Raw genomic sequence first — 20,766 nt, forward strand, 5'->3', positions numbered from 1 at the left:
TCTGACTTCACTCGCCTTTTATCTCTTGTTCTTTGGGCGGGTCTAATATGCAGGCGATCCTTCTTGCACTTGTTCTTTTATTTTCTACGTCTTCATTCGCTGATAACTATGTGTGGAAGGCCGTTCTTAACGGTACTGTTTGGGGTGCTGGCGCATCTCCCGCTGCTGCTTGTGCCGCTGTTTCTGCGCAAGTTGGGCAGACTGTTAGCGCGGTCAAACAGCCTAACGGGACGTTCTATTGCAAGTTCCCTGACGGGCGAGGTGAATGGGTTGTTGGCCGCTCCGGCACTAATTGCCCTAATGCTGACGACACATATAACGATGCAACCGGCGAATGTGTTCCAGCTCCGAACATGTGCGCATCTAAGGCTGGTGAATCCGTTAGTTGGGGCTTGTCTGTAACTGGATATCTAACAAACGGCAATCAAAGCGGCATTGGCGATACAGGCAATATTGAAGGGTGCCAAGTAAGTATCTCGTCGTTTACGTGCTCGCCTGCGAATGATGGTTCGAACGTTGGATATTGCCAGGGCATCGGCACTTTCACCGGTGAGAAGGGCAACACAGGAACACCGTCGCTTGGTGGCCCTGGAGCCGGGCAGGACCCGAATCCTCATCAGGATTCATGCGGCGAGGGCTACTCCTGGAGTGGGTCTGTCTGCGTTCCGAATCCGCCTCACGTCTGCGACCCCTCCACCGGCGAGGTTTGCACGCCCAGCAACCCTGATAACCCCGGTGATGGCGGCAACGGCGATGACGGCGGTGATGATGACGGCGGCAACGGCGGTGGAGGCTCTGGCGGTGGTAGTGGTGGTGGTTCTGGTGACGGCTCCGGCTCCGGCTCCGGCTCTGGTGATGGATCCGGCTCTGGTGGCGGGGATGGTGGCACAGGCAGTGGTGAAGGCGATGACGGCGGCGATGACAAGCCTAGCGTATCCGGCGATGCGTGCGGCTCCGACCTTAAGTGTTCCGGCGACGCTGTGCAGTGCGCCACGTTGCGCCAGGAAAAGGCGCTGCGCTGCCATACCGAAGATCAGGACGACTACGGCAAGTACAAGAACCAGATCAAGGCCGAGCTGCAGGGCGACAAATTCAAGCCGGGTGCCGACGATGAGGTTCGGGTGCCCAGCTTCATCGAAGGCAAAACCCGCTTCCTCCCCTCGAGCTGCCCGACCGCCAAAACCTTTTCCCTGAGCACCGGTGGCGGACGCACGTTCGCCATCAGTTACGACCCCCTGTGCAGCCTCGCATCCGATCTGAGCTACCTGATCGTGATCGTCGCCACTGTTTTCGGCGCGCTCTACGTCGGCCGCGCCTTTGGAGGTGAATGATGCAATTTCTCTACGGCGTTCAACTGCTGATCATGATCCTGATGCCACTTATCCAGATGGTCATGAAGGCCATCGGCATCGGTTTCGTTTCCTACCTCGGCTCGAACCTGATCATCGATCAGGCCATGAACTACATCGTCTCGCAAATGAGCGGGGCCGGTGCGGTCGTCCAGCAGATCCTCGGCCTGGCCAAGATCGACGTCGCCATCAACATCTACTTCTCCGCCATTACCACGCGCATGGTGTTGTCCGGCCTGAACAAGCTTCAGGACCGCAAACGGGCACAGGTCTGGCGGGCACCGGGTGGCACTTCGATAGAGGCTTGAGGACTGAACCATGCTCTATATCCGCACCGGTAAACCCGGCCATGGCAAGACCCTGAACACCATCCGGGAAGTCGATGAAAAGGCCCTCAAGGAAGGCCGTGTTGTCTACTTCCACAATGTTGCTGGCCTCAAGCCTGAGTTGCTCAAAGCGTCATGGTTCGAGTTCGAGGATCCGCACAAGTGGTTCGAGCTGCCGGAGAACGCCATCATCGTCGTCGATGAGGCGCAGGGCTGGTTCGGCATCCGCGACCCGCGTCAGAAGCCCCCGGAGTACGTCAGCCGCTTCGAAACCATGCGCCATCATGGGCACGAAGTGCATCTGGTTACCCAGGATCCGCGCTACATCGACGTGCACCTTCGCCGCCTGTGCAATGGGCATATCCACTACTGGCGGGTGTTCAAGTCCCAGCAATTGCTGCGCTTCGAAAGCGAGGCAGTGGTGGAAAAGGTCGAGGTCAAAACCAGCTTCAAGGACAGCGACAAGACCCACATCAAGCTCGACAAGAAATACTTCGGGGTCTATCGCTCCACCAATGCCGAACACCACTTCAAGTTCAAACCCTCGAAGAAATTCCTGATCGCCTGCGCCGTGCTGGTCGTTGTGCCTTTCGTCGTCTTCAGGGCGTATTCGCGTTACCTGGAGGGTACGCAACCAGCGGCGCCTAGTTCGCCTCGCGCGGCAGATGCCAGCGCCGCACAGAAGGTGCAATCGGCGGTCAGCTCGCTGATCAATCCGGTGGGTGGTACGTCCCAGGCCGAGGCGGTGCAAACGCCCGCGCAATACATTGCCAAGCGATTACCGCGCATTCCTGACGTGCCCTCTACCGCGCCGATCTATGACGGACTCTCCGCGCCGGTCTCGCATCCCAAGCTCTACTGCGTCTCCACGACGGATCCCGTGCTAGTAGCCAAGCGGCCCGCTTCCACCGTTCGGAACGGCACGGCCTGCCAGTGCTACAGCCAGCAGGTCACGAAGATACAGACGGCCTTCGACTTCTGCATGAGCGTTGCCCAGGACGGCTATTTCGATCCGACCATTCCCGATCGGGGCCAACTCACGGCGCAGATCCCGCCGCAGTCACCCGGCCAGCCTTCGTTCACGCCCAGCGAACGCTTGCAGCCAACCGTCATCGCACCGCGCCTGACCCAGGTCCCCTACGAAAAAGGGAAGTTCCTGTGGTGATGCCTGCGCGTGGTGAAGCCCCTTTCGCTCGCCGAGCGAGGCACGAGCGGGCGCGCGAAAGGGGCGCGCAGGGGACGTCCCTGTAGCACGTCTTATAACTAGTTTTTGAAGTTGTCTTTTTTGGCAATTACTGGAGATTTAAATGAGAAAGGCAGTAGATCAAATTCGCCTCAATCCAATGAACGCACTCGAAGATAGGCACGGTCGCCTTTTCATTGATCCCAACTCTTTGAAAATGACCGATCTATCTAACGCCAAGCTGCTCGGCTGCCGCGTCGATACCGTCCGCCAACTCTACCGGGGCCGCATCCGTCCCGATGTGCTCGTCCTGGTCGAAGAACCGGGCCTCGTCGAGTTCGCCGGTCACCAGTGGCACGCCGGACGCGTTGGCCGTGACTCCGGCTACCAATTCAAACTGCAAAACGCCGACCTCGGTTTCGTCCTGCTGCTGAAAAACTTCAACGTGAAGGTCGATGTGATCGGCGCCCACATGAAGATCGAAGTGAGCCCGCATGCCATCCAGTCCTGCACGCCCGCCGTGCTGCAAGAGTGGATGGACCGCTTCGCAACCGAAGCCCTGGAATTCGTCGAGCCCAATCAGTGCGCCGTGCATCTCGCCCTGGACGTGCAAGGCTGGACGCCACCCGCGGATCTGATCGACCGCCTACTGTGCCGCGCCCGAACGCGCCGCGACCTCTCCGGCATCAAGGAGATTCACTACGACGGCGAAGCTGTCAGCTACGGTCGTGGGCAATCCTTCCTGTTCGGTTCTGCCTCGGGCATTCAGCTGGCGATCTACAACAAAACGCTGCAAGCGTATGCCATCGATAAGCTCGACTACTGGCGCACCACCTGGGCCAGCCTGGACAACCCGTTCGACGCCGAAGACCCGCAGAACTACGACCCTGACGCGCCTGTCTGGCGGATCGAACTGCGCTTCCATCACTCCATCGTCCAGCAGTTCGCAGACGGCTCCGAATGCGCTGGCCGCGTGCTGGAAAGCTCCACCTATGCCGAACTCGCCGGCCACCTCGACGGGCTCTTCCAGTACGGTCTGGAGTCCTTCCGGCTGTGTTCGAGTAAGGGCGTCTTCGACGCCTTCTGGACCTTGATGCGGCACGACGTGCACGTCTCCGTCCCGGTCGAATCGCTGCTCGGCCAGACCTACTACAAACGCCACTTCAAGACCTCCAAGGGCTTCAGCGGTAAGAACGTCGAACTGTTCCTGGGCAACTTCATCAGCCTGGTTTCAAGGGAGCGGATCGGCGCGGAAAAGGCGTTCGCCAGCCTCCGGGAGTGGGAGTGCTGGCCGGTAATCCGAGATCATTACGCCGACAAAGGAAAGACTGAGCGCGATATCTACAAGCACGTCCAGAAGCTTCTGACGGAACGAACGGTTCGATGGGGCCGGGCTGTCTGATGGCGATAGAGCAACTGCCTGACGGCCGCTGGCGTGTCGATGTTGAGCCGATCAAGGGAAAGCGATTCCGCAAGACGCTCAAGACCAAGGGCGAAGCCCAGCGCTTCGAAGCGACGTGCCGTTCGAAGTGCATCGATACGCCCAATTGGGCACCAAGGCCGAAAGACAGGCGTCGCCTCTCCGAGCTGGTCACACTGTGGTTCGATCTGCACGGAGTATCGCTGTCAGATGGGGTACGGCGTCATGCCATTCTCAAAGCCACGGCAAAGACAATGGGTGACCCGCTCGGCCGATCCGTCGAGGGCTCACATGTCGCCGCGGTACGCGCACGCTGGATCTCCAACGGCATAACGGGCAAGACCGCGAACAATCGCCTGGGCTACCTGAAAGCCGTCTACAACGAACTGCACAAGCTCGACGTGATTGACTATCCCTGCCCTTTCACCCGCATTCGCCCGATTCGCCTGCAAGAACGCCCGCTGGCCTACCTGACCAAGCCGCAAATCGCCGAGCTACTCGATGCGCTACGCGCGCGCCAGACCGCGCCCCATACCGCTATGGTCGCCTGCATCTGCCTCGCTACCGGCGCTCGCTGGGGTGAAGCTCAGGCGATCCGGCCGGACAGCATCAAGGGCAACTCCCTGGTCTTCTCCAACACCAAGTCGAAGCGGGTCCGAGTGGTACCGGTCTCCCCTTCCCTGATTGACGCGATCCGCCAGCACTGGAACCAGCATGGCCCTTTTAGTAACTGCATCGGCGTCTTCCGCAAGATCCTGCTGGCGACATCGATCAACCCGCCTCGCGGCCAATCCAGCCATATTCTCCGGCACACGTTCGCCGCGCACTTCATCATGGGCGGTGGGCATATCGTTACGCTGAAAGAGATCCTGGGCCACGCCTCACTGAGCATGACGATGCGTTATGCGCACCTCGCTCCGGATCATCTGAATGATGCGATCAGGCTCGGGCCAATGGCTGATTTCGACACTTATTCGACACCAGCAAACGCCGAAAACGAAAAAGCCCTGTAAAAACAGGGCCTTAACATAGCGATTCTGGAGCGGGCGAAGGGAATCGAACCCTCGTCATGAGCTTGGGAAGCTCAGGTAATGCCATTATACGACGCCCGCTGAGGGCGCTCTTTTTACCAGAAAGCGTTTGGGAATTGAAGCGCGTTCGGCGGTTGGACAGGCAAAGGCCGCGGCTGGCCGTGGGGCGCGTCGTCAGTTTAGTGGAGATTTGCTGCCGCGAGAGCAGCGCCTGCGTACCTTCATAACCCGTTGATCTTCCGTGAAATAGCCGCTCATCCGAGGGCAGGCGCCGGCATTTTCGCGTGATTCGCATGAAGTCCATCTCGACGAAAAATTCAAGATAGTCTCTTGCAGAGTGAAATCCACCCATTTAGATTATGACCGTAATTTTAAAACCCAGAATCATTCGCGATGAAGAAGACCCGCTTCCAGAGCACACTATGTCCCGTCGCGCGGAGCCTCGAGCATGTCGGTGAGTGGTGGAGCATCCTCATCCTGCGCGATGCCTTCTACGGACTGAGCCGCTTCGACGATTTCCGCAAGAACCTCGGCATCGCACCGAACATGCTTACCCGGCGGCTCAACGGGCTGGTCGACAGCGGGTTGCTGGAGCGCCGCATCTACAGCGAAAAGCCGCTGCGCCACGATTACCTGCTGACCGACTGTGGCCGTGACTTCCGGCCGGTGCTGCTGACCCTGATGGACTGGGGCAACAGGCATTTTGCCAAGGGCGGCACCAGCGTGTTGCTTGCCGACAAGGCCAGCGAGCAGCCCGTGCGCCTGCAACTGATCGACGCCCATAGCGGCGCGCCCATCAGTCGTGAGCGGCACGTGGTGCGCCCAGGCCCGGCGGCGGACGAAGCCCTGCATCGGCGGCTGGACAGCGGCCGGCGGCGGCGCGCCGAACGTGATACCCAGCTGCCCTCCACCTCGGTGACCCTGCCATGACTTCGCTGAGCGGCATCGAGCCCGCCACCCAGGCCGCCATGCTGAAACCTGCGCGCGGCAAGCCGTTCAAACGCGTCGTCGCCCTGCTGGCCTTGATCGCCCTATTGGTCGCTGCGGCACTCTATGCGCTGCACTGGTGGCAGGTTGGTCGTTTCATCGAGCACACCGACGATGCCTACATCGGTGGTGACGTGACGGTGATCGGGCCGAAGGTCGCCGGCTACATCACCCAGTTGCCGGTGACCGACAACCAGCAGGTCCGCGCTGGCGACCTGCTGGTGAAGATCGACGACCGCGATTACCGCGCACGCCTGGATCGCGCCGAGGGTGCGGTGGCGGCCGAGCAGGCGCTGCTGGCCAATCTGGACGCCACGCTGAACCTGCAGCAGGCGCTGATCACCCAGGCCCGTGCGGATATCGAATCCGCCAGCGCCGAGCAGAACCGCGCGCGCAACGACAACCGGCGCTACGTCTCGCTGGTCAGCAAGAACGCCGTTTCAGTGGAGAACGCGCAGCGCGTGGAAGCCACCTACAAGACCGCCCAGGCGAACCAGGCCAAGGCCCAAGCCGGGCTGCTCGCCGCCCAGCGCCAGCTGGATGTGATCGCCACGCAGAAGCAACAGGCTCGCGCCGCGTTGATGCAGGCAACCGCGGAACGCGAGATGGCGCAGTTGGACCTGAGCTACACCGAACTGCGCGCGCCGGTGGACGGGGTGATCGGCAACCGCCGTGCGCGGGTCGGCGCCTATGCCGCTGCCGGTACGCAGCTGCTGGTGGTGGTGCCGGCAAGCGGGCTCTGGGTGGATGCCAACTTCAAGGAAGACCAGCTGGCCGAGATGCGTCCCGGCCAGCCGGTGAGCGTACGCGCCGACGTGCTGCCCGGCCGCGAGTTCCATGGCCACCTGGACAGCCTGGCGCCGGCGACCGGCGCGCAATTCAGCGTTCTGCCCCCGGAGAACGCCACGGGCAACTTCACCAAGATCGTCCAGCGCGTCCCGGTGCGGGTGATCCTCGATCCGGCCGACGGCCTGCTCGGCCAGTTGCGGCCAGGGCTTTCGGTGACCGCGTCGGTGGACACCAGGGCGCAGGCCGAAGCCGCCTCCGCGCCGCTGGCCAGCGTGCCGTGAGCGCTGTCGCCGGCGCCCCGGCATTCGATGCCGCCAGCATGCCCACCACCCAGAAGGTATTCGCCTTCGCCGCCATGTGCGTGGGCATGTTCATCGCGCTGCTGGATATCCAGATCGTCTCCGCCTCGTTGCGCGACATCGGCGGCGGGCTCTCCGCCGGCGCCGACGAGACCGCCTGGGTACAGACCAGCTACCTGATCGCGGAGATCGTGGTGATCCCGCTGTCCGGCTGGCTGTCGCGGGTGTTCTCCACGCGCTGGCTGTTCTGTGCCTCAGCGATCGGCTTCACCCTGACCAGCCTGCTCTGCGGCCTGGCCTGGAACATCCAGAGCATGATCGCCTTCCGCGCGCTGCAGGGGTTCCTCGGCGGCTCGATGATCCCGATGGTGTTCACCTCGGCGTTCATCTTCTTCAGCGGCAAGCAGAAGGTCATCGCCGCCTCCACCATTGGCGCCATCGCGTCGCTGGCACCAACCCTCGGGCCGGTGATCGGCGGCTGGATCACAGAGGTGTTCTACATCAACCTGGTGCCGGGCATCTTCGTCGCCGTCGCGGTGCCGATGCTGGTGCGCATCGACAAGCCGGACCTGTCGCTGCTCAGGGGCGCCGACTACGCCAGCATGGCGTTCATGGCGATCTTCCTCGGCTGCCTGGAATACACCCTGGAAGAAGGCCCGCGCTGGAACTGGTTCAGCGACAGCACCATCGTCGCCACCGCGTGGATCTCCGCAGTCGCCGCCCTGGCCTTCGTCAGCCGCAGCCTGATCGTATCGAATCCGATCGTCGACCTACGCGCACTGAAGGAGCGCAACTTCGCCCTCGGCTGTTTCTTTTCCTTCGTCACCGGCATTGGCCTCTTCGCCACCATCTACCTGACACCGCTGTTTCTCGGCCGGGTGCGCGGCTACAGCGCGCTGGACATCGGACTCGCGGTGTTTTCCACCGGTGTGTTCCAGGTGATGTCGATTCCGCTCTACGCGTTCCTCGCCAACCGTATCGACCTGCGCTGGATACTGATGGCCGGCCTGGCGCTGTTCGCCGTGTCGATGTGGGATTTCTCGCCGCTCACCCATGACTGGGGCGCCCGGGAACTGCTGCTGCCGCAGGCCCTGCGCGGCATGGCCCAGCAACTGGCGGTGCCGCCGGCGGTTACCCTGACCCTCGGCGCGCTGGCTCCGGCGCGCCTCAAGCACGCGTCCGGCCTGTTCAACCTGATGCGCAACCTCGGCGGCGCGATTGGCATCGCCGCCTGCGCCACCCTGCTAAACGACCGTACCAACCTGCACTTCACCCGCCTGGCCGAACACCTCAACAGCAGCAACGAGGCACTGAACCGCTGGCTCGACCAGGTCGGCGACAACTTCGCCAGCCTTGGCCAGAGCGGCATCGAAGGCAGCACCGCCGCCCTGCGCCAACTCTGGCTGCTGACCTACCGCGAGGCGCAGACCTTTTCGGATGCCTTCCTGACCATCATGTGCTGCTTCATCGTCGCCACCGCGCTGGTGCCGCTGATGCACAAGGTCGTGCCACCGGCCGCGCCGTCGGCGGATGCGCACTGAGCAGAAGCGCTGGCGCGCATCCCTTCAGCCACGCGGCTGGTCGTCCCAGAACGGGCGGTTGAATTCCTGCTCGACGTCCACGCGGGTCAGGCCGATGTCCTTCAGCGTCGCGTCGCTGAGGCTCGCCAGGTGACGACGCTGCGCCGCGAGGCGGTGCCAGCGCGCCAGCAGCGCCAGCAGCCGGCGCCAGTACGGGGGGCGCGATGCCGGGGATAGCTGCCCGCGCATCACCAGCGCATAGCCCTTCTGTTGTTTTTTCATCGCAGCCTCCTTCCGCGCAGGCGGGGTTTCGGGCGGCTAACGCGCCGGTGTTTCGAGGAATATCGCCAGGCGCTCGGCTTCGCTGGCGAAGGCATCGAGCGCGGGATAAGCGCGGGCATCGACCGCATCGCCGAGCATCATGCGGGTAAAGCTCCAGACGACAGCGACGGTGATGCCGTCTTGGCCGATCGTCTCGCCACCCTGCAAGGGCCGCCGCACCAGTTCGGCCTCCAGCTCGGCGTAGGCCGCGAGCAGTTGGCCGTTGACCCGTTCCAGCCAGGGCGCGTGCTGTTTCTCCACCGGGCGCAGGTTCTGCTCGTAGACGATCTGCACAGTCTTCTCCGCCGCAGCGAGCGCCAGGCCGATCACCCTCAACGCGCGCAACCGCTCTGGGAGTGCGGAAGGCATCAGGCTGCGGCCCGGTCCGGCGAAGGCCTCCAGGTAGTCGATGATCAGTGTGGAATCCATCAACGATTCGCCGCCGTCGCAGACCAGTGTCGGCGCCTTCACCACGGGGTTGATCTGGCTAAAGAGCTCGAAGGTGCTGAACACCGAGAGCGGCTCGTGCTCGAAGGCAATGCCCAGCCGCCGGAGGGAAATGGCGACACGGCGGACGTAGGGCGAATCCAGCATACCTATTAGTTTCATTAACGAATTCCTTTGGGTGTCGATAGCGCCAAGCTGTTTCCCTGAGCGCCTCATGGCGGCTCCATGGCAGTTAAATTAGCGCTTAATCGGCCGCGCGAAAATCGATAGAAATTAAGCAATTCTGTTAGATTTGCTTACATGACCACACTTCCCCCGCTCTCCGCACTGCGCAGTTTCGAAACTGTCGTCCGCCTCGGCAGCATCACCCTGGCGGCCGGTGAGCTGCACGTCACCCATTCGGCGATCAGCCAGCAGATCAAGCTGCTCGAACAGTTGCTCGGCCTTTCGCTGTTCGTCCGCGAGGGCCGCGGCCTGACGCTGACCGAGGACGGCCGGCTGTATGCGCTGCAGATTCGCCACGCGCTGGCGAACATCGCCGAGGCGACGCGGCTGGTGCAGGATCGCCCCGGCCGCGACGACCTGGTGATCGCCGTGGTGCCCTCCTTCGGGCTGAGCTGGCTGCTGCCGCGCCTGCCGGGTTTCCAGGCGCGATACCCGCGTTACCGGGTGCGCCTGCAGGCCAGCCTGGGCCTGCAGAACATCCGCCAGGAGGCCATCGACGTGGCGATCCGCATGGGCCAGGGCAACTGGGAAGGGGCGACGCAGAAGAAGCTGTTCGACGACGAACTGATCCTGGTCGCCTCGCCACGGCTCAACGGCGGCGAGTTGCCGGACACCCCCGAAGCGGCCATGCGTCTGCCACTGATCCGCACCGGCGAGCCCTGGCTGCGCTGGTGCCAGGCGGCCGGTGTGGAGGAGCCGTCCGACAGCGCGGGCCTGTGGATCAACGATTCCAACCTGGTGCTGGAAGCGGTCCGGCTGCAGCAGGGCATCGCCCTGGAGCGCCGCAGCCTGGTCCACGCCGCGTTGCAACGCGGCGAACTGGTGCAACTGACCTCGATCGCGGTGCCCTATGCGCATCCGTACTGGCTGGTCTGGCCACCGCGCGAAAGCAGCCGGCGCAAGCAGGAGGAATTCGCCGGCTGGCTGGAGGAGGAAGTCGCGCTCTATCTGGCGCAGCTGAGCCACTAGGCGCTATCTGCGTTGCTCCGTCCAAGACCCGCGTAGTTCTCTCCAACCCGGCGCCGGACGGGTTGCGCACACTTCTGGCAGGCAAACCGACAGGAGACCTGCCATGAGTGACTACGTGATCGCCCCCAACGCCCTGCCCTCGGTGGCCGTCGCCGGCCAGTCCGCGCGCTTCCCGCTTCGCCGGGTGTTCTGCGTCGGGCGCAACTACTCCGAGCATGCGCGCGAGATGGGCCACGATCCGGACCGCGAACCACCGTTCTTCTTCATGAAACCGGCCGACGCGGTCGTCCCGGCGGAGGGCACCCTCGCCTATCCGCCGCTCACCGCCGACCTGCACCACGAGGTGGAACTGGTGGTGGCGATCGGCAAGGGCGGGGTCGATATCGACCCCGCGCAGGCGCTGGATCACGTTTGGGGATACGCGGTCGGCCTGGACCTGACGCGCCGAGACCTGCAGGCGCAGGCCAAGAAGATGGGCCGCCCCTGGGAATGGGCCAAGGCCTTCGACGGCTCCGCGCCCTGCAGCCCGCTGGTGCCGGCGAGCGTGGCGGGGCATCCGCAGCGCGGCGCGATCTGGCTTGAGGTGAACGGCGAGGAGCGTCAGCGCGGCGACCTGGCCGAGCAGATCTGGCCGGTCAGCGACGTCATCGCCCATCTCTCGCGATCGGTGCAGCTCAAGGCCGGCGACCTGATCTTCACCGGCACTCCGGCGGGCGTCGGCGCCTTGCAACCGGGCGACCGCCTCGAAGGCGGCATCGAGGGCATCGCCGAATTCAGCCTGGGCATCGCCGCACGCTGATTCCCGCGCGCAGCGGGCGAACCCGCGAACTCTCCGGGACCAAGGCGCTCCCACAAGCAGGTAGGATGGCGCAGCGCACCTGCGCTCGCCCTCCACTATCACCCTGCGGCCTTCACCGCCCGAGATTCCGGTTACGCCGAACATGCCCGATCCGTCCCGCGTGCCCACGTACGGCATGCACCAACGCAGCGACCGCGCGGACTTCTACATCCGCGACAAGCAGGCGCGCCCGGCGCTGACCGCGCCACACCGGCACGAGTACTTCCAGATCCAGATCAACCTGGGCGGTGACACGCTGCAGCACATCGGCGGCGCGGTCCGCCCGTTCCCGCGCAACACCCTGGCGTTCATCCTGCCGCATCGCCTGCACGTGATCCCGCACCCCGAAGACGGCAACTTCGTGCTGATCAACTTCGCCCAGGAGTTCCTCCTGCCGCAGGTGCGCTGCGACGCCCTGGACCTGGAGGACATTCCGCTCAGCGAGGCGCAGGAACTGGCGCCGTTCCGCTTCCAGGAGCACCTGGATTTCATCCTCGACGACGACGAATTCGGCCCGGTCGCCGAACTGCTGGAGCGGATGCGCGCGGTGGACAGCGCGCGCCGCTTCGGCTCCGAGCTGATCCTCAAGGGCTACCTGCTGCAGTTGATCGGCCTGGTCTGCGCGCGCTACCAGGACGAACTGCTGGCGCTGTCGGCGAACAAGGCCGAGAAGCGCGGCCGGCGGGATGCCATGAGCCGGGTGTCCAGGTACATCCGCGAACACCTGCTCGATCCGCGGATGAACCTCAAGGACGCCGCGGCGGCGGCGTTTCTGTCTCCCAACTACCTCACCCACCTGCTGCGCAAGGAAACCGGCAGCAGCTTCTCCGAACTGGTGCTGGAGCGCCGCATGCGCCTGGCGCGCACCCACCTGATCAACGGCAACAAGCCCCTCGCCCACGTCGCCCTCGCCTGTGGCTTCACCGACGAAGCCTACTTTTCGCGCTGTTTCCGCAAACGCCACGGCATGCCGCCAGGACAGTTCCGCCGCGAGCAGCAACGGGGCGCGAAACCCTGAACAAAAAAACGGCGCCCTGCGGCGCCGTTCTTCTGTCAGACGTTCTCCATCGGAGGCTTGGGGTAGACCAGTGCACGCAGCTTCTTCAGGCGATCCTTGATTCGGCGCTTAAGCCCGACACCCTTGCGCAGCGCGTTGAGCTTGATCTGCTGCAGCAGGTTGCCGGCCACGTACATCTGGTTGGTGGCGATGCAGAACACCGGTTTGCCGGTGATGCGCATGATCTCCTGCGCCTGGAATTCCTCGCTCTCGATGAACAGCCGCGAGCTGAGGTTCTTGCCGTAGACCTCGGCCTTGAACTTGTGGTGGATGTTCAGGCGCCGCCGCTCCTCGGCCGAAGGCAGGTCGACCATGCACAGGGTTTCGTACTGAACCCCGTGGCGGGCCAGCCACGCTTCGGTTTCGCCACGGTATTTCTCCAACCGGCTGGTGACCAGCGCGGCCACCTTGGTGGAGGGAATGAACAGCGGTTTGGCCGTGTTGAGGAACTCGATATAACGCGGGCCGTCGTCGTTCTGCTCGGCAGTGGGGTCTTCGCACAGGACGCCGTCGATATCCAGACAAGCGGACATCAATAACGGGTGATGCATGATGTTCCACTCGAACAGTCGTGGCTGCGGGACAGCTTCGAAGTGCACATCGACCTGCGCGGTATTATCGCTCTGGGCGAATACCGCCAGACTCACCACGTCGCCGGAATAGGCCGCCCTGACCTGCTCCAGCGCGGCCTGCATGGACTTCCCCGTAGAGATGCTGTCGTCCACCAGAAGAATCTTCTTCGCCTCCTGCGGTTTGCTCCGGGACGCGAACTTGTAGGTCCGGGTACTGCCCTTCCTCAGGTCGTCGTTGCGCAGGAACGAGTAGAGATCGGTCAGCGGAAGATTGAGTTTCAGGGAGATGATGCTGGCGGCCAGCATGCCGCTTCGCGGAATGCCCACGACGAGGTCTACATCAGGCGGAATGCGGGTTGCAAAGCGCGTGGACAGGTAGGACACGTCGTTGATGCTTCTGTAGTTCATGCACGAAACTCCTGGGCGCAGAATCCTTCTTGACGACAAACGGAAGCGCCTTGCGGGGCTGGCCGCAAAGCATCGTTCGGTAATCGGAGGGGGTAACCTCGGCGACTTCCCTGTTTGTTGGGAACGACTATGTCGTAGTGGTCATATACGCATCGGACTGCACTTCGCGGACTCCCGATCAAACCGGAGAAGTCCGCGAATGCATGCTTTTGTCATTCGGGAATATATATGAACGAATTACCGAGAAACCCCACCGGTCATAACTCGTAACACTCGCCTGTCTTCAGCCCCACGCGGAGGAAGTTATCCGTCCTGCACTAACTGGTCATATCCGGCCAATGACACATGCGGACACGCGGATATGTGAAGTGTCGGGAAAAGTGTGCCAGGAAAGTTGAAAGCCAATCCCGGGAAGTTCGGCAACAACGCGGACGCTCCGTCCGACGAAAGCCAGCGCGTCTGGCGGCTCGGCTTGGGTGGCGGCCGGTAGAGGTTTAAAATGGCGGTCCTCTTGCAGTGCGGTGCTTCCCAATGAGCTTATCGATTTCCACGGCGGCCCCGGCTCCGCGCCCAGGTACGCCGATGGTCGCCATGACCTTGCTGCTGCTCGGCGCGGTCGCCCTGAGCCTGGGCGTCAGCGGCCGTCAGGCGTTGCTGTTCATCGTCGGCGCGTCGCTGGGCCTGGTGCTCTATCACGCCGCGTTCGGCTTTACCTCGGCCTGGCGGGTATTTCTCAACGACCGCCGGGGCGCGGGCCTGCGCGCGCAGATGGTGATGCTGGCGGTGGCGGTGCTGCTGTTCTTCCCGGCGCTGAGCGCGGGCACACTGTTCGGCATGCCGGTGAAGGGCCTTGTCGCGCCGGCGGGTACCTCGGTGGTGATCGGCGCCTTCATCTTCGGTGTCGGCATGCAGCTGGGTGGCGGCTGCGCCTCCGGCACGCTGTTCACCGTCGGCGGCGGCAATGCGCGGATGCTGGTCACCCTGCTGTTCTTCATCGTCGGCGGTGTGCTGGCCACCCACCATCTGCACTGGTGGTCGGCGCTGCCCAGCCTGCCGCCCACGTCGATCATCACCACCATGGGCATGCTGCCGGCGCTGATCTTCAGCCTCGCGCTGTTCGCCGCCATCGCCGCCCTGAGCGCGCGCCTGGAACTGCGTCGCCACGGCCAGTTGGAACGCGCAGCACCCAGCGAGCATCAGGGCCTGCAGCGCTTTTTCCGGGGCCCCTGGCCGCTGATCTGGGGCGCGGTGCTGCTGGCACTGCTCAACTACGCGACCCTGGCGCTGGCCGGACGCCCGTGGGGCATCACCTCGGCCTTCGCCCTGTGGGGCGCCAAGGTGCTGCAAGGGATGGGGGTGGCGGTGTCCAGCTGGCCGTTCTGGCAGCAGCCGGCGAACGCCAGCGCGCTGGCCGCACCGGTCTGGCAGGACATCACCACGGTGATGGACATCGGCATCATGCTCGGCGCGCTGCTGGCGGCCGGGCTGGCCGGGCGCTTCGCACCGAACCTGCGGATCCCGCTGCGCTCCCTGGTAGCCGCGGTGATCGGCGGGCTAATGCTCGGCTACGGTTCGCGCCTGGCCTATGGCTGCAACATCGGCGCCTACTTCAGCGGCATCGCCTCCGGCAGCCTGCATGGCTGGCTGTGGCTGGTGGCGGCGTTCGTCGGCAACGGCGTCGGCGTGCGCCTGCGACCGTTGTTCTTCCCCGGAGAACGCCGCGAAGTCCAACTGACCGGCTGTTGATCCCCGATGGCTCAGGGAATGAGCCGCAACTCGCGCAGGCGGGCGAACACGTCGAAGAAGGCGTCATCGCTGGCCTGGTAGTCGAGAAAGCCCAGCTTGCGGCTCTTCGACATGTCGGTCACCACCTCGATGGGCCGCCCCAGGTCGGCGTCGGTGTGCCAGGGCGAGATCAGCCGGTTCAGGTCCGCTTCGGCCAGATCGAACTTCGCCACCATCTCGGCCCAGACCTTGCCGTCATCCGCCATCTGCCGCTCCAGCGGCTGCAGGCTGCCGTCGAACGACGCCGCCTCGAGGCCGAACCACTCGGCGATGCGTCGCCACATCCAGCTCCAGCGGAACACGTCGCCGTTGACCACGTTGAACGCCTGGTTGGCCGCTGCCGGCGTGGTCGAGGCCCACAGCAGCTGGCGCGCCAGTTGGCGGGCATCGGTCATGTCGGTGAGGGCATTCCACTGCACCTCGGAGCCCGGGAAGCGGAACGGACGACCGCTGAAGCGGCAGATCGAGGCGTACACCGCGAGGGTGGTCGCCATGTTCATCGCATTGCCCACCGCCACGCCGGTGATGGTGTGCGGGCGGTGCACGCTCCAGCGGTAGCCATGGCGCTCGGCGCCGGCGAACACTTCGTCCTCCTGCGCGTAGTAGAAGTTCTCGACGTCGAGACGGCCCTGCTCCTCGCGGAACGGCGTTTGCGGCAAGGCGCCCTTGCCATAGGCCTCGAACGGGCCGAGGTAGTGCTTGAGCCCGGTGACCAGCGCCACGTGTTCGAGGCTGCCGCGCGGCCCGACGGCATCGAGCAGGTTGCGCACCATGGCGGCGTTGACGCGGATGTTCTCGGCCTCGCTGGACTGGCGCGACCAGGTGCTGATGAACAGGTGCGACGGCGCCAGGGTGGCCAGGGCGGCGTTGAGCGAGGCGGCGTCCAGCAGGTCCGCGCCGATCGGCGTGACGCCGGGCCGGGCGACCGGCTTGCGCGCCAGGCCGGCAACCTGCCAGCCCTGCCCGAGCAGTTCCTCCACGGTCGCGCTACCGACGATCCCGCTCGCCCCGACAACCAATGCAACCTTCGACATAATCGACTCCACGGATAAACGTTCCCGACACCATAAAGACCCCTGGACCGCTGTCCAAGTCGGCACCAAAAGGTAACCACCGATGAAACCCGGGACTCCCGAAGAGCAATGGCGCGAGGATTGCGCGCCGCGCCGCGTGCTGGAACTGTTCGCCACCAAGTGGACCAGCATGATCCTGCACACCCTCCACGCCCGGCATGGCGGACGTGCGCGTACCGGTGCGCTGCACCGCAGCCTGTCCGGAATTTCGATGAAAATGCTCAGCCAGACCCTGCGCGAGCTGGCCGCCAGCGGCCTGGTCACCCGGCATGTGGAGGACAGCGTGCCGCCGGCGGTGGAGTACGCGCTGTCGCCGCTCGGCGAGCTGATGGTGCAGCCGATCGAGATGGTCTACGACTGGGCGCGGACGAACGCCGCGGCGCTGGATGATCTCGAGCCGCGGGCTACCTCGAAGCGACGCTGAGGCTCAGGCGAACGGCAGCGGGCCGGTGAACGAGCCTATCGGCAGCCAGTGGGTGATCAGCCCGGTTTCGGCCCGCCAGTGGTGCAGCAACATCGCCGGTGGCTCGATGTAGGACGCCTCTTCCGCATCCGGGTCCAGGCGCAGGGCGATGGCCGTGGTGGTGCTCGGCGCGGTGCACAGCAGGGTGCCGCCGAAACGCAGCTGCATCGAGCGGTGGATATGTCCGCAAACGATCCGCTCTACCGCCGGGTAGCGCGACACCAGCTGCGCCAGCCGGTGGCCGTTGCGGCATTGGTACAGATCGATGTAAGGGATGCCGCTGTCGAACGGCGGCTGGTGCAGCATGATCAGCGTCGGCCGCTGCGGTTCCCGGGCCAGCGCCTGCTCCAGCCAGGCGACGAGCGCATCGCTGATGTCGCCGTGATGCTCGCCGGGCACGGTGACGTCCAGGCCGATGATGCGCAGCGGTCCGTGGTCGGCGGCGATGAAATGCAGCGGGCCGCTGGCGGGCAGATAATGGTGGTCGGCGAAGGCCGCGCGAAACGCTTCGCGCTCGTCGTGGTTGCCGGGAATGAGCAGTATGGGCTGGCGAACCCCGGCCAGCAGCGCCCTGGCCATCGCGTACTCGGCGGGAGAACCTTCGTCGACCAGGTCGCCGCTGACGATCACCAGGTCCGGCTGCGGATGCAGCTGGTTCAGCTGGTCGATGGCGGCGCGGAACATCGCGTTGGAATCCACCCGTCCCTGGTAGAGCGTATCGGCGGGACGGATGTGCGGGTCGGACAGTTGGGCGATGAGCATTCTTTCCCCAGGGCTCGTATGATCGATGCCCCGGCGGCAATCACGCAGAGCATTAGGCGGAGTACCGCAGCAAGTAACGCGCCACACGGAAGAGCCCGGCGAAGGACAAGTTCATCTGGCGCTTCTCGGAAAAATCCATATATTGAATGCAAAATACAAAAAGAGAGGTGACGAAATGAATAACCCACCCCTTCGCCCGGTCACGGTGCGCTTCAAGGGTCCTTCGCTGCTGAGCACGCCGCTGCTGAACAAGGGCACCGCCTTCTCTGCCGAAGAACGCCGCGAACTGGGCCTGCTCGGCCTGCTGCCGAACCAGATCGAAACCATCGACCAGCAGGCTGCCCGCGCCTACCGGCAGTTCGAGGCCTGCAACACCGATCTCGAACGCCACGTGCTGTTGCGTTCGATCCAGGATTTCAACGAAACCCTGTTCTACCGCCTGGTCGACGAGCACCTCGAGGAGATGCTGCCGGTCATCTACACGCCGACCGTAGGCAAGGCCTGCCAGGAATTCTCGCGCATCTACCGCAGCCACCGCGGCCTGTTCATCTCCTACGATGACCGCGAGCAGATGGATGAAATCATCGGCAACGTCACCAAGGACAACGTTAAGGTGATCGTGGTCAGCGACTGCGAACGCATCCTCGGCCTCGGCGACCAGGGCGTCGGCGGCATGGGCATCCCGATCGGCAAGCTGTCTCTGTACACCGCCTGCGGTGGCGTCAGCCCGGCCTACACGCTGCCGATCGTGCTGGATGTCGGCACCAACAACCCCGAGCGCCTGGAAGACCCGCTGTACTTCGGCATCCGCCGCCAGCGCGTGCGCGGCGAGGAGTACTACGCCTTCGTCGAGCAGTTCGTTGCCGCGGTGAAACGCCGTTGGCCGAACGTGCTGCTGCAGTTCGAGGACTTCGCCCTGGCCACCGCGATGCCGCTGCTGGAGCGCTACCGCGACGAGCTGTGCTGCTTCAACGACGACATCCAGGGCACCGCGGCGGTCACCGTCGGCACCCTGCTGGCCGCCTGCAAGCTCAAGGGCGAGAAGCTCAGCGAGCAGACCGTGGCCTTCGTCGGCGCCGGTTCCGCCGGTTGCGGCATCGCCGAGCAGATCATCGCCGCGATGAAGGCCGAGGGCCTCAGCGACGCGCAGGCCCGCCAGCGCGTCTACCTGCTCAACAGCAAGGGCCTGCTCACCGACGACCAGGAGGGCCTGTACGACTTCCAGAAGCGCCTGATGCACAGCCGTGACGAAGTGGCCGGCTGGAAAACCAGCTCGACGCTGCCCTCGCTGCTCGACGTGGTCGCCAACGCCAGGCCCAGCGTGCTGATCGGGGTGTCCGGCAAGGGTGGGTTGTTCACCCAGGAAATCATCGAGACCCTGCACAGCCACTGCCCGCGGCCGATCATCATGCCGCTGTCCAACCCGACCTCGCAGATCGAGGCGCGCCCGGAAGACGTGCTGAGCTGGACCAAGGGCCAGGCGCTGATCGCCACCGGCAGCCCGTTCAAGCCGGTCACCGTGGACGGCAAGACCTACCCGATCGCCCAGTGCAACAACTCCTACATCTTCCCCGGCATCGGCCTGGGCGTGCTGGCGGTGCAGGCCGAGCGCGTCACCGAAAGCATGCTGATGGCCTCGGCGCTGGCGCTGGCCGAATGCTCCGCCAGTGACGAGATGCTGCCGCCGCTGAGCAAGGTGCAGGAAGTCAGCAAGCGCATCGCCTTCGCCGTGGGCAAGGCCGCCCAGGAAGCCGGCGTGGCGCCGGGGCGCAGCGACGACGAGCTGCACGCGGCGATCGAGGCGAACTTCTGGTATCCGCGTTACCGGCAATACCGCGCGCAGGACTGATCGTCCCGACGCCTTGGCGAAACCAGAACCCCCGGCTTGTCCGGGGGTTTTTCGTTATGGGGACGCAGTGTCGGGGGACTGAACGGCGGGAGGCTGGACGGCGGTGGGCTGAAGCCCACCTTACGTGCCGCGATTCCGCGAACACCAACGCGGGGGGATGGGCGCAAACGAAAAGCCCCCGGCATCACTGCCAGGGGCTCTGGAATTCCGCACAACGCCCGTAGGGTGGGCTTCAGCCCACCACGATACCGTACCCACCGAACTCGGCCGCCGGAGGAACTCAGACCAGCGTCAACTCAACCGCCGGCAAGCCGGCGATGCTGCCCTTCACGGCACCGGCGCCTTCGGCGAAGTACATGCCGATGTAGGAACCGGTGGTGACCACGGTTTCCGGGGTCAGCACGATGCCCTGAGCGGTGCAGTGGTTGACCAGCCACGGCAGCAGGCGGCGCGGATCGCCGGCGGTGTTGACCGCGGTCCAGTCCGGCAGGCGGCGCTCGCCGGCGAACTCGAAGGTCAGCGAAGGGGCGGCGAAGGGAAAGTCCTCCCGATAGGGGATGAACTCGCCGACCACCAGCGCGCCGTGGCTCATCAGGTCCGCCAGTTGCCAGAGCGGCTCGACCTTCGGCCAGTCGGCGTAGCGGCTGGTGACCAGCTCGATGGTCGGGCCCATGGAGCCAATGGCCTGCATCACCTCGTCGTCCGAATAGCTGCGCCCCGGTTCGAAGCGGCGGTTGAAGCGGAACGCCACCTCGAGTTCCAGAGCCAGCGGCTGGAAGTCGTCGCGGCGCAGTTGCGCGCCGGTCGGATGCACGCCGTCGGCCGGCAACGGCGCCGCCTGGATCGGGCCGTCGGAGGATTTCGAGCCGACCTTCCAGCCCGCCACGCCGACCTCGCGCAGGCCGAGGACCTGCTTGTGTACGGCGTAGGCGGCGGCCGGATTGGCGGGCGCCAGCGCCGGGTCCAGCCCAGTCAGCGGCTGACGGCTCTGGCGCGCCTGATGAAGCAGGCTGGCGAGCGTTGATGCGGGAGCAGCGGTAGTCACGGCGGATTCCTCGTTTCGTTCGGCTCGGCCGCCACCCAAGGGTGGCGG

The 20,766-nt window shown here is 64.4% G+C and carries 20 protein-coding genes and 1 tRNA gene; 14 read left to right on the forward strand and 7 right to left on the reverse strand.

What is annotated here, in order from left to right:
* Nucleotides 1-47: 47 nt before the first annotated feature.
* From QMX85_RS11370 to QMX85_RS11390, 5 genes are all read left to right on the forward strand, one after another.
* Nucleotides 48-1,331 carry a virulence factor TspB C-terminal domain-related protein gene (locus QMX85_RS11370; RefSeq protein ID WP_282340919.1) on the forward strand — a complete coding sequence of 428 codons (1,284 nt, stop codon included), beginning with the start codon at nt 48-50 and terminating at the stop codon, nt 1,329-1,331.
* Nucleotides 1,331-1,657, forward strand: a complete 327-nt coding sequence (locus tag QMX85_RS11375) for a DUF2523 domain-containing protein (RefSeq protein ID WP_090228924.1) — start codon at nt 1,331-1,333, stop codon at nt 1,655-1,657. The genes QMX85_RS11370 and QMX85_RS11375 overlap by 1 nt, the downstream gene beginning before the upstream one ends.
* A 10-nt stretch (nt 1,658-1,667) precedes the next feature.
* Complete coding sequence (locus tag QMX85_RS11380) at nt 1,668-2,840, forward strand: zonular occludens toxin domain-containing protein (RefSeq protein WP_282340924.1); 1,173 nt, start codon at nt 1,668-1,670, stop codon at nt 2,838-2,840.
* A gap of 142 nt (nt 2,841-2,982) precedes the next feature.
* On the forward strand, nt 2,983-4,260 hold the full coding sequence (locus QMX85_RS11385) for a hypothetical protein (RefSeq protein WP_282340926.1): 1,278 nt from the start codon (nt 2,983-2,985) through the stop codon (nt 4,258-4,260).
* Complete coding sequence (locus QMX85_RS11390; RefSeq protein WP_282340928.1) at nt 4,260-5,291, forward strand: tyrosine-type recombinase/integrase; 1,032 nt, start codon at nt 4,260-4,262, stop codon at nt 5,289-5,291. The genes QMX85_RS11385 and QMX85_RS11390 overlap by 1 nt, the downstream gene beginning before the upstream one ends.
* A gap of 25 nt (nt 5,292-5,316) precedes the next feature.
* Here QMX85_RS11390 and QMX85_RS11395 read toward each other — a convergent pair.
* Nucleotides 5,317-5,390, reverse strand: a tRNA-Gly gene (locus tag QMX85_RS11395).
* 312 nt (nt 5,391-5,702) lie between these two features.
* On the opposite strand from QMX85_RS11395, the gene QMX85_RS11400 reads away from it, so the two are divergent.
* The 3 genes from QMX85_RS11400 to QMX85_RS11410 are packed head-to-tail and all read left to right on the forward strand — an operon-like array spanning nt 5,703 to nt 8,925.
* Nucleotides 5,703-6,239, forward strand: a complete 537-nt coding sequence (locus QMX85_RS11400; RefSeq protein ID WP_282340930.1) for a helix-turn-helix domain-containing protein — start codon at nt 5,703-5,705, stop codon at nt 6,237-6,239.
* Entirely contained in the window at nt 6,236-7,366 is a 1,131-nt protein-coding gene (locus QMX85_RS11405; RefSeq protein WP_282340932.1) for an HlyD family secretion protein, read from the forward strand. Before QMX85_RS11400 ends, QMX85_RS11405 begins: the two co-directional genes overlap by 4 nt.
* A gap of 38 nt (nt 7,367-7,404) precedes the next feature.
* On the forward strand, nt 7,405-8,925 hold the full coding sequence (locus tag QMX85_RS11410; RefSeq protein ID WP_282340958.1) for a DHA2 family efflux MFS transporter permease subunit: 1,521 nt from the start codon (nt 7,405-7,407) through the stop codon (nt 8,923-8,925).
* Nucleotides 8,926-8,949: 24 nt separating this feature from the next.
* Here the strand turns inward: QMX85_RS11410 and QMX85_RS11415 are convergent, their stop codons facing one another.
* The gene (locus tag QMX85_RS11415; protein ID WP_282340934.1) at nt 8,950-9,186 is read right to left on the reverse strand and encodes a DUF1127 domain-containing protein; all 237 of its coding nucleotides are present in this window, start codon (nt 9,184-9,186) and stop codon (nt 8,950-8,952) included.
* A 36-nt stretch (nt 9,187-9,222) separates the two neighbouring features.
* Nucleotides 9,223-9,834 (reverse strand): glutathione S-transferase, encoded by a 612-nt coding sequence (locus tag QMX85_RS11420; RefSeq protein ID WP_282340936.1) that lies wholly within the window; start codon nt 9,832-9,834, stop codon nt 9,223-9,225.
* 138 nt (nt 9,835-9,972) lie between these two features.
* On the opposite strand from QMX85_RS11420, the gene QMX85_RS11425 reads away from it, so the two are divergent.
* The 3 genes from QMX85_RS11425 (at nt 9,973) to QMX85_RS11435 (ending at nt 12,722) form a co-directional block, all read left to right on the forward strand.
* Nucleotides 9,973-10,866 (forward strand): LysR substrate-binding domain-containing protein, encoded by an 894-nt coding sequence (locus QMX85_RS11425; protein ID WP_282340939.1) that lies wholly within the window; start codon nt 9,973-9,975, stop codon nt 10,864-10,866.
* A 103-nt stretch (nt 10,867-10,969) separates the two neighbouring features.
* Entirely contained in the window at nt 10,970-11,665 is a 696-nt protein-coding gene (locus QMX85_RS11430) for a fumarylacetoacetate hydrolase family protein (RefSeq protein WP_282340941.1), read from the forward strand.
* A 142-nt stretch (nt 11,666-11,807) separates the two neighbouring features.
* The gene (locus tag QMX85_RS11435; protein WP_282340942.1) at nt 11,808-12,722 is read left to right on the forward strand and encodes an AraC family transcriptional regulator; all 915 of its coding nucleotides are present in this window, start codon (nt 11,808-11,810) and stop codon (nt 12,720-12,722) included.
* A 35-nt stretch (nt 12,723-12,757) separates the two neighbouring features.
* On the opposite strand, the gene QMX85_RS11440 is transcribed toward QMX85_RS11435, so the two are convergent.
* A complete protein-coding gene (locus QMX85_RS11440) occupies nt 12,758-13,741 on the reverse strand; it encodes a phosphoribosyltransferase family protein (protein ID WP_282340944.1) in 984 nt (327 codons plus the stop codon).
* A gap of 531 nt (nt 13,742-14,272) precedes the next feature.
* Here QMX85_RS11440 and QMX85_RS11445 point away from each other — a divergent pair.
* On the forward strand, nt 14,273-15,487 hold the full coding sequence (locus QMX85_RS11445) for a YeeE/YedE family protein (protein WP_282340946.1): 1,215 nt from the start codon (nt 14,273-14,275) through the stop codon (nt 15,485-15,487).
* 11 nt (nt 15,488-15,498) lie between these two features.
* Here the strand turns inward: QMX85_RS11445 and QMX85_RS11450 are convergent, their stop codons facing one another.
* Nucleotides 15,499-16,560: an SDR family oxidoreductase gene (locus QMX85_RS11450; protein ID WP_282340948.1), complete on the reverse strand. Its 1,062-nt coding sequence runs from the start codon at nt 16,558-16,560 to the stop codon at nt 15,499-15,501.
* Between the two features lie 82 nt (nt 16,561-16,642).
* Between QMX85_RS11450 and QMX85_RS11455 the strand changes: the two genes are divergently transcribed.
* Nucleotides 16,643-17,023 carry a helix-turn-helix domain-containing protein gene (locus QMX85_RS11455; RefSeq protein ID WP_282340950.1) on the forward strand — a complete coding sequence of 127 codons (381 nt, stop codon included), beginning with the start codon at nt 16,643-16,645 and terminating at the stop codon, nt 17,021-17,023.
* A 3-nt stretch (nt 17,024-17,026) separates the two neighbouring features.
* Here QMX85_RS11455 and QMX85_RS11460 read toward each other — a convergent pair whose 3' ends face one another.
* Nucleotides 17,027-17,824 carry a phosphodiesterase gene (locus QMX85_RS11460; protein ID WP_282340952.1) on the reverse strand — a complete coding sequence of 266 codons (798 nt, stop codon included), beginning with the start codon at nt 17,822-17,824 and terminating at the stop codon, nt 17,027-17,029.
* Between the two features lie 175 nt (nt 17,825-17,999).
* On the opposite strand from QMX85_RS11460, the gene QMX85_RS11465 reads away from it, so the two are divergent.
* On the forward strand, nt 18,000-19,673 hold the full coding sequence (locus tag QMX85_RS11465; RefSeq protein WP_282340954.1) for an NAD-dependent malic enzyme: 1,674 nt from the start codon (nt 18,000-18,002) through the stop codon (nt 19,671-19,673).
* A gap of 280 nt (nt 19,674-19,953) precedes the next feature.
* Here QMX85_RS11465 and QMX85_RS11470 read toward each other — a convergent pair whose 3' ends face one another.
* Nucleotides 19,954-20,718 carry a 2-keto-4-pentenoate hydratase gene (locus QMX85_RS11470; protein WP_282340956.1) on the reverse strand — a complete coding sequence of 255 codons (765 nt, stop codon included), beginning with the start codon at nt 20,716-20,718 and terminating at the stop codon, nt 19,954-19,956.
* Nucleotides 20,719-20,766: the final 48 nt, after the last annotated feature.

Origin of the sequence: Pseudomonas sp. PS02288 (assembly GCF_029959715.1) — a bacterium.
Taxonomy (GTDB): Bacteria; Pseudomonadota; Gammaproteobacteria; order Pseudomonadales; family Pseudomonadaceae; genus Pseudomonas_O; species Pseudomonas_O kuykendallii.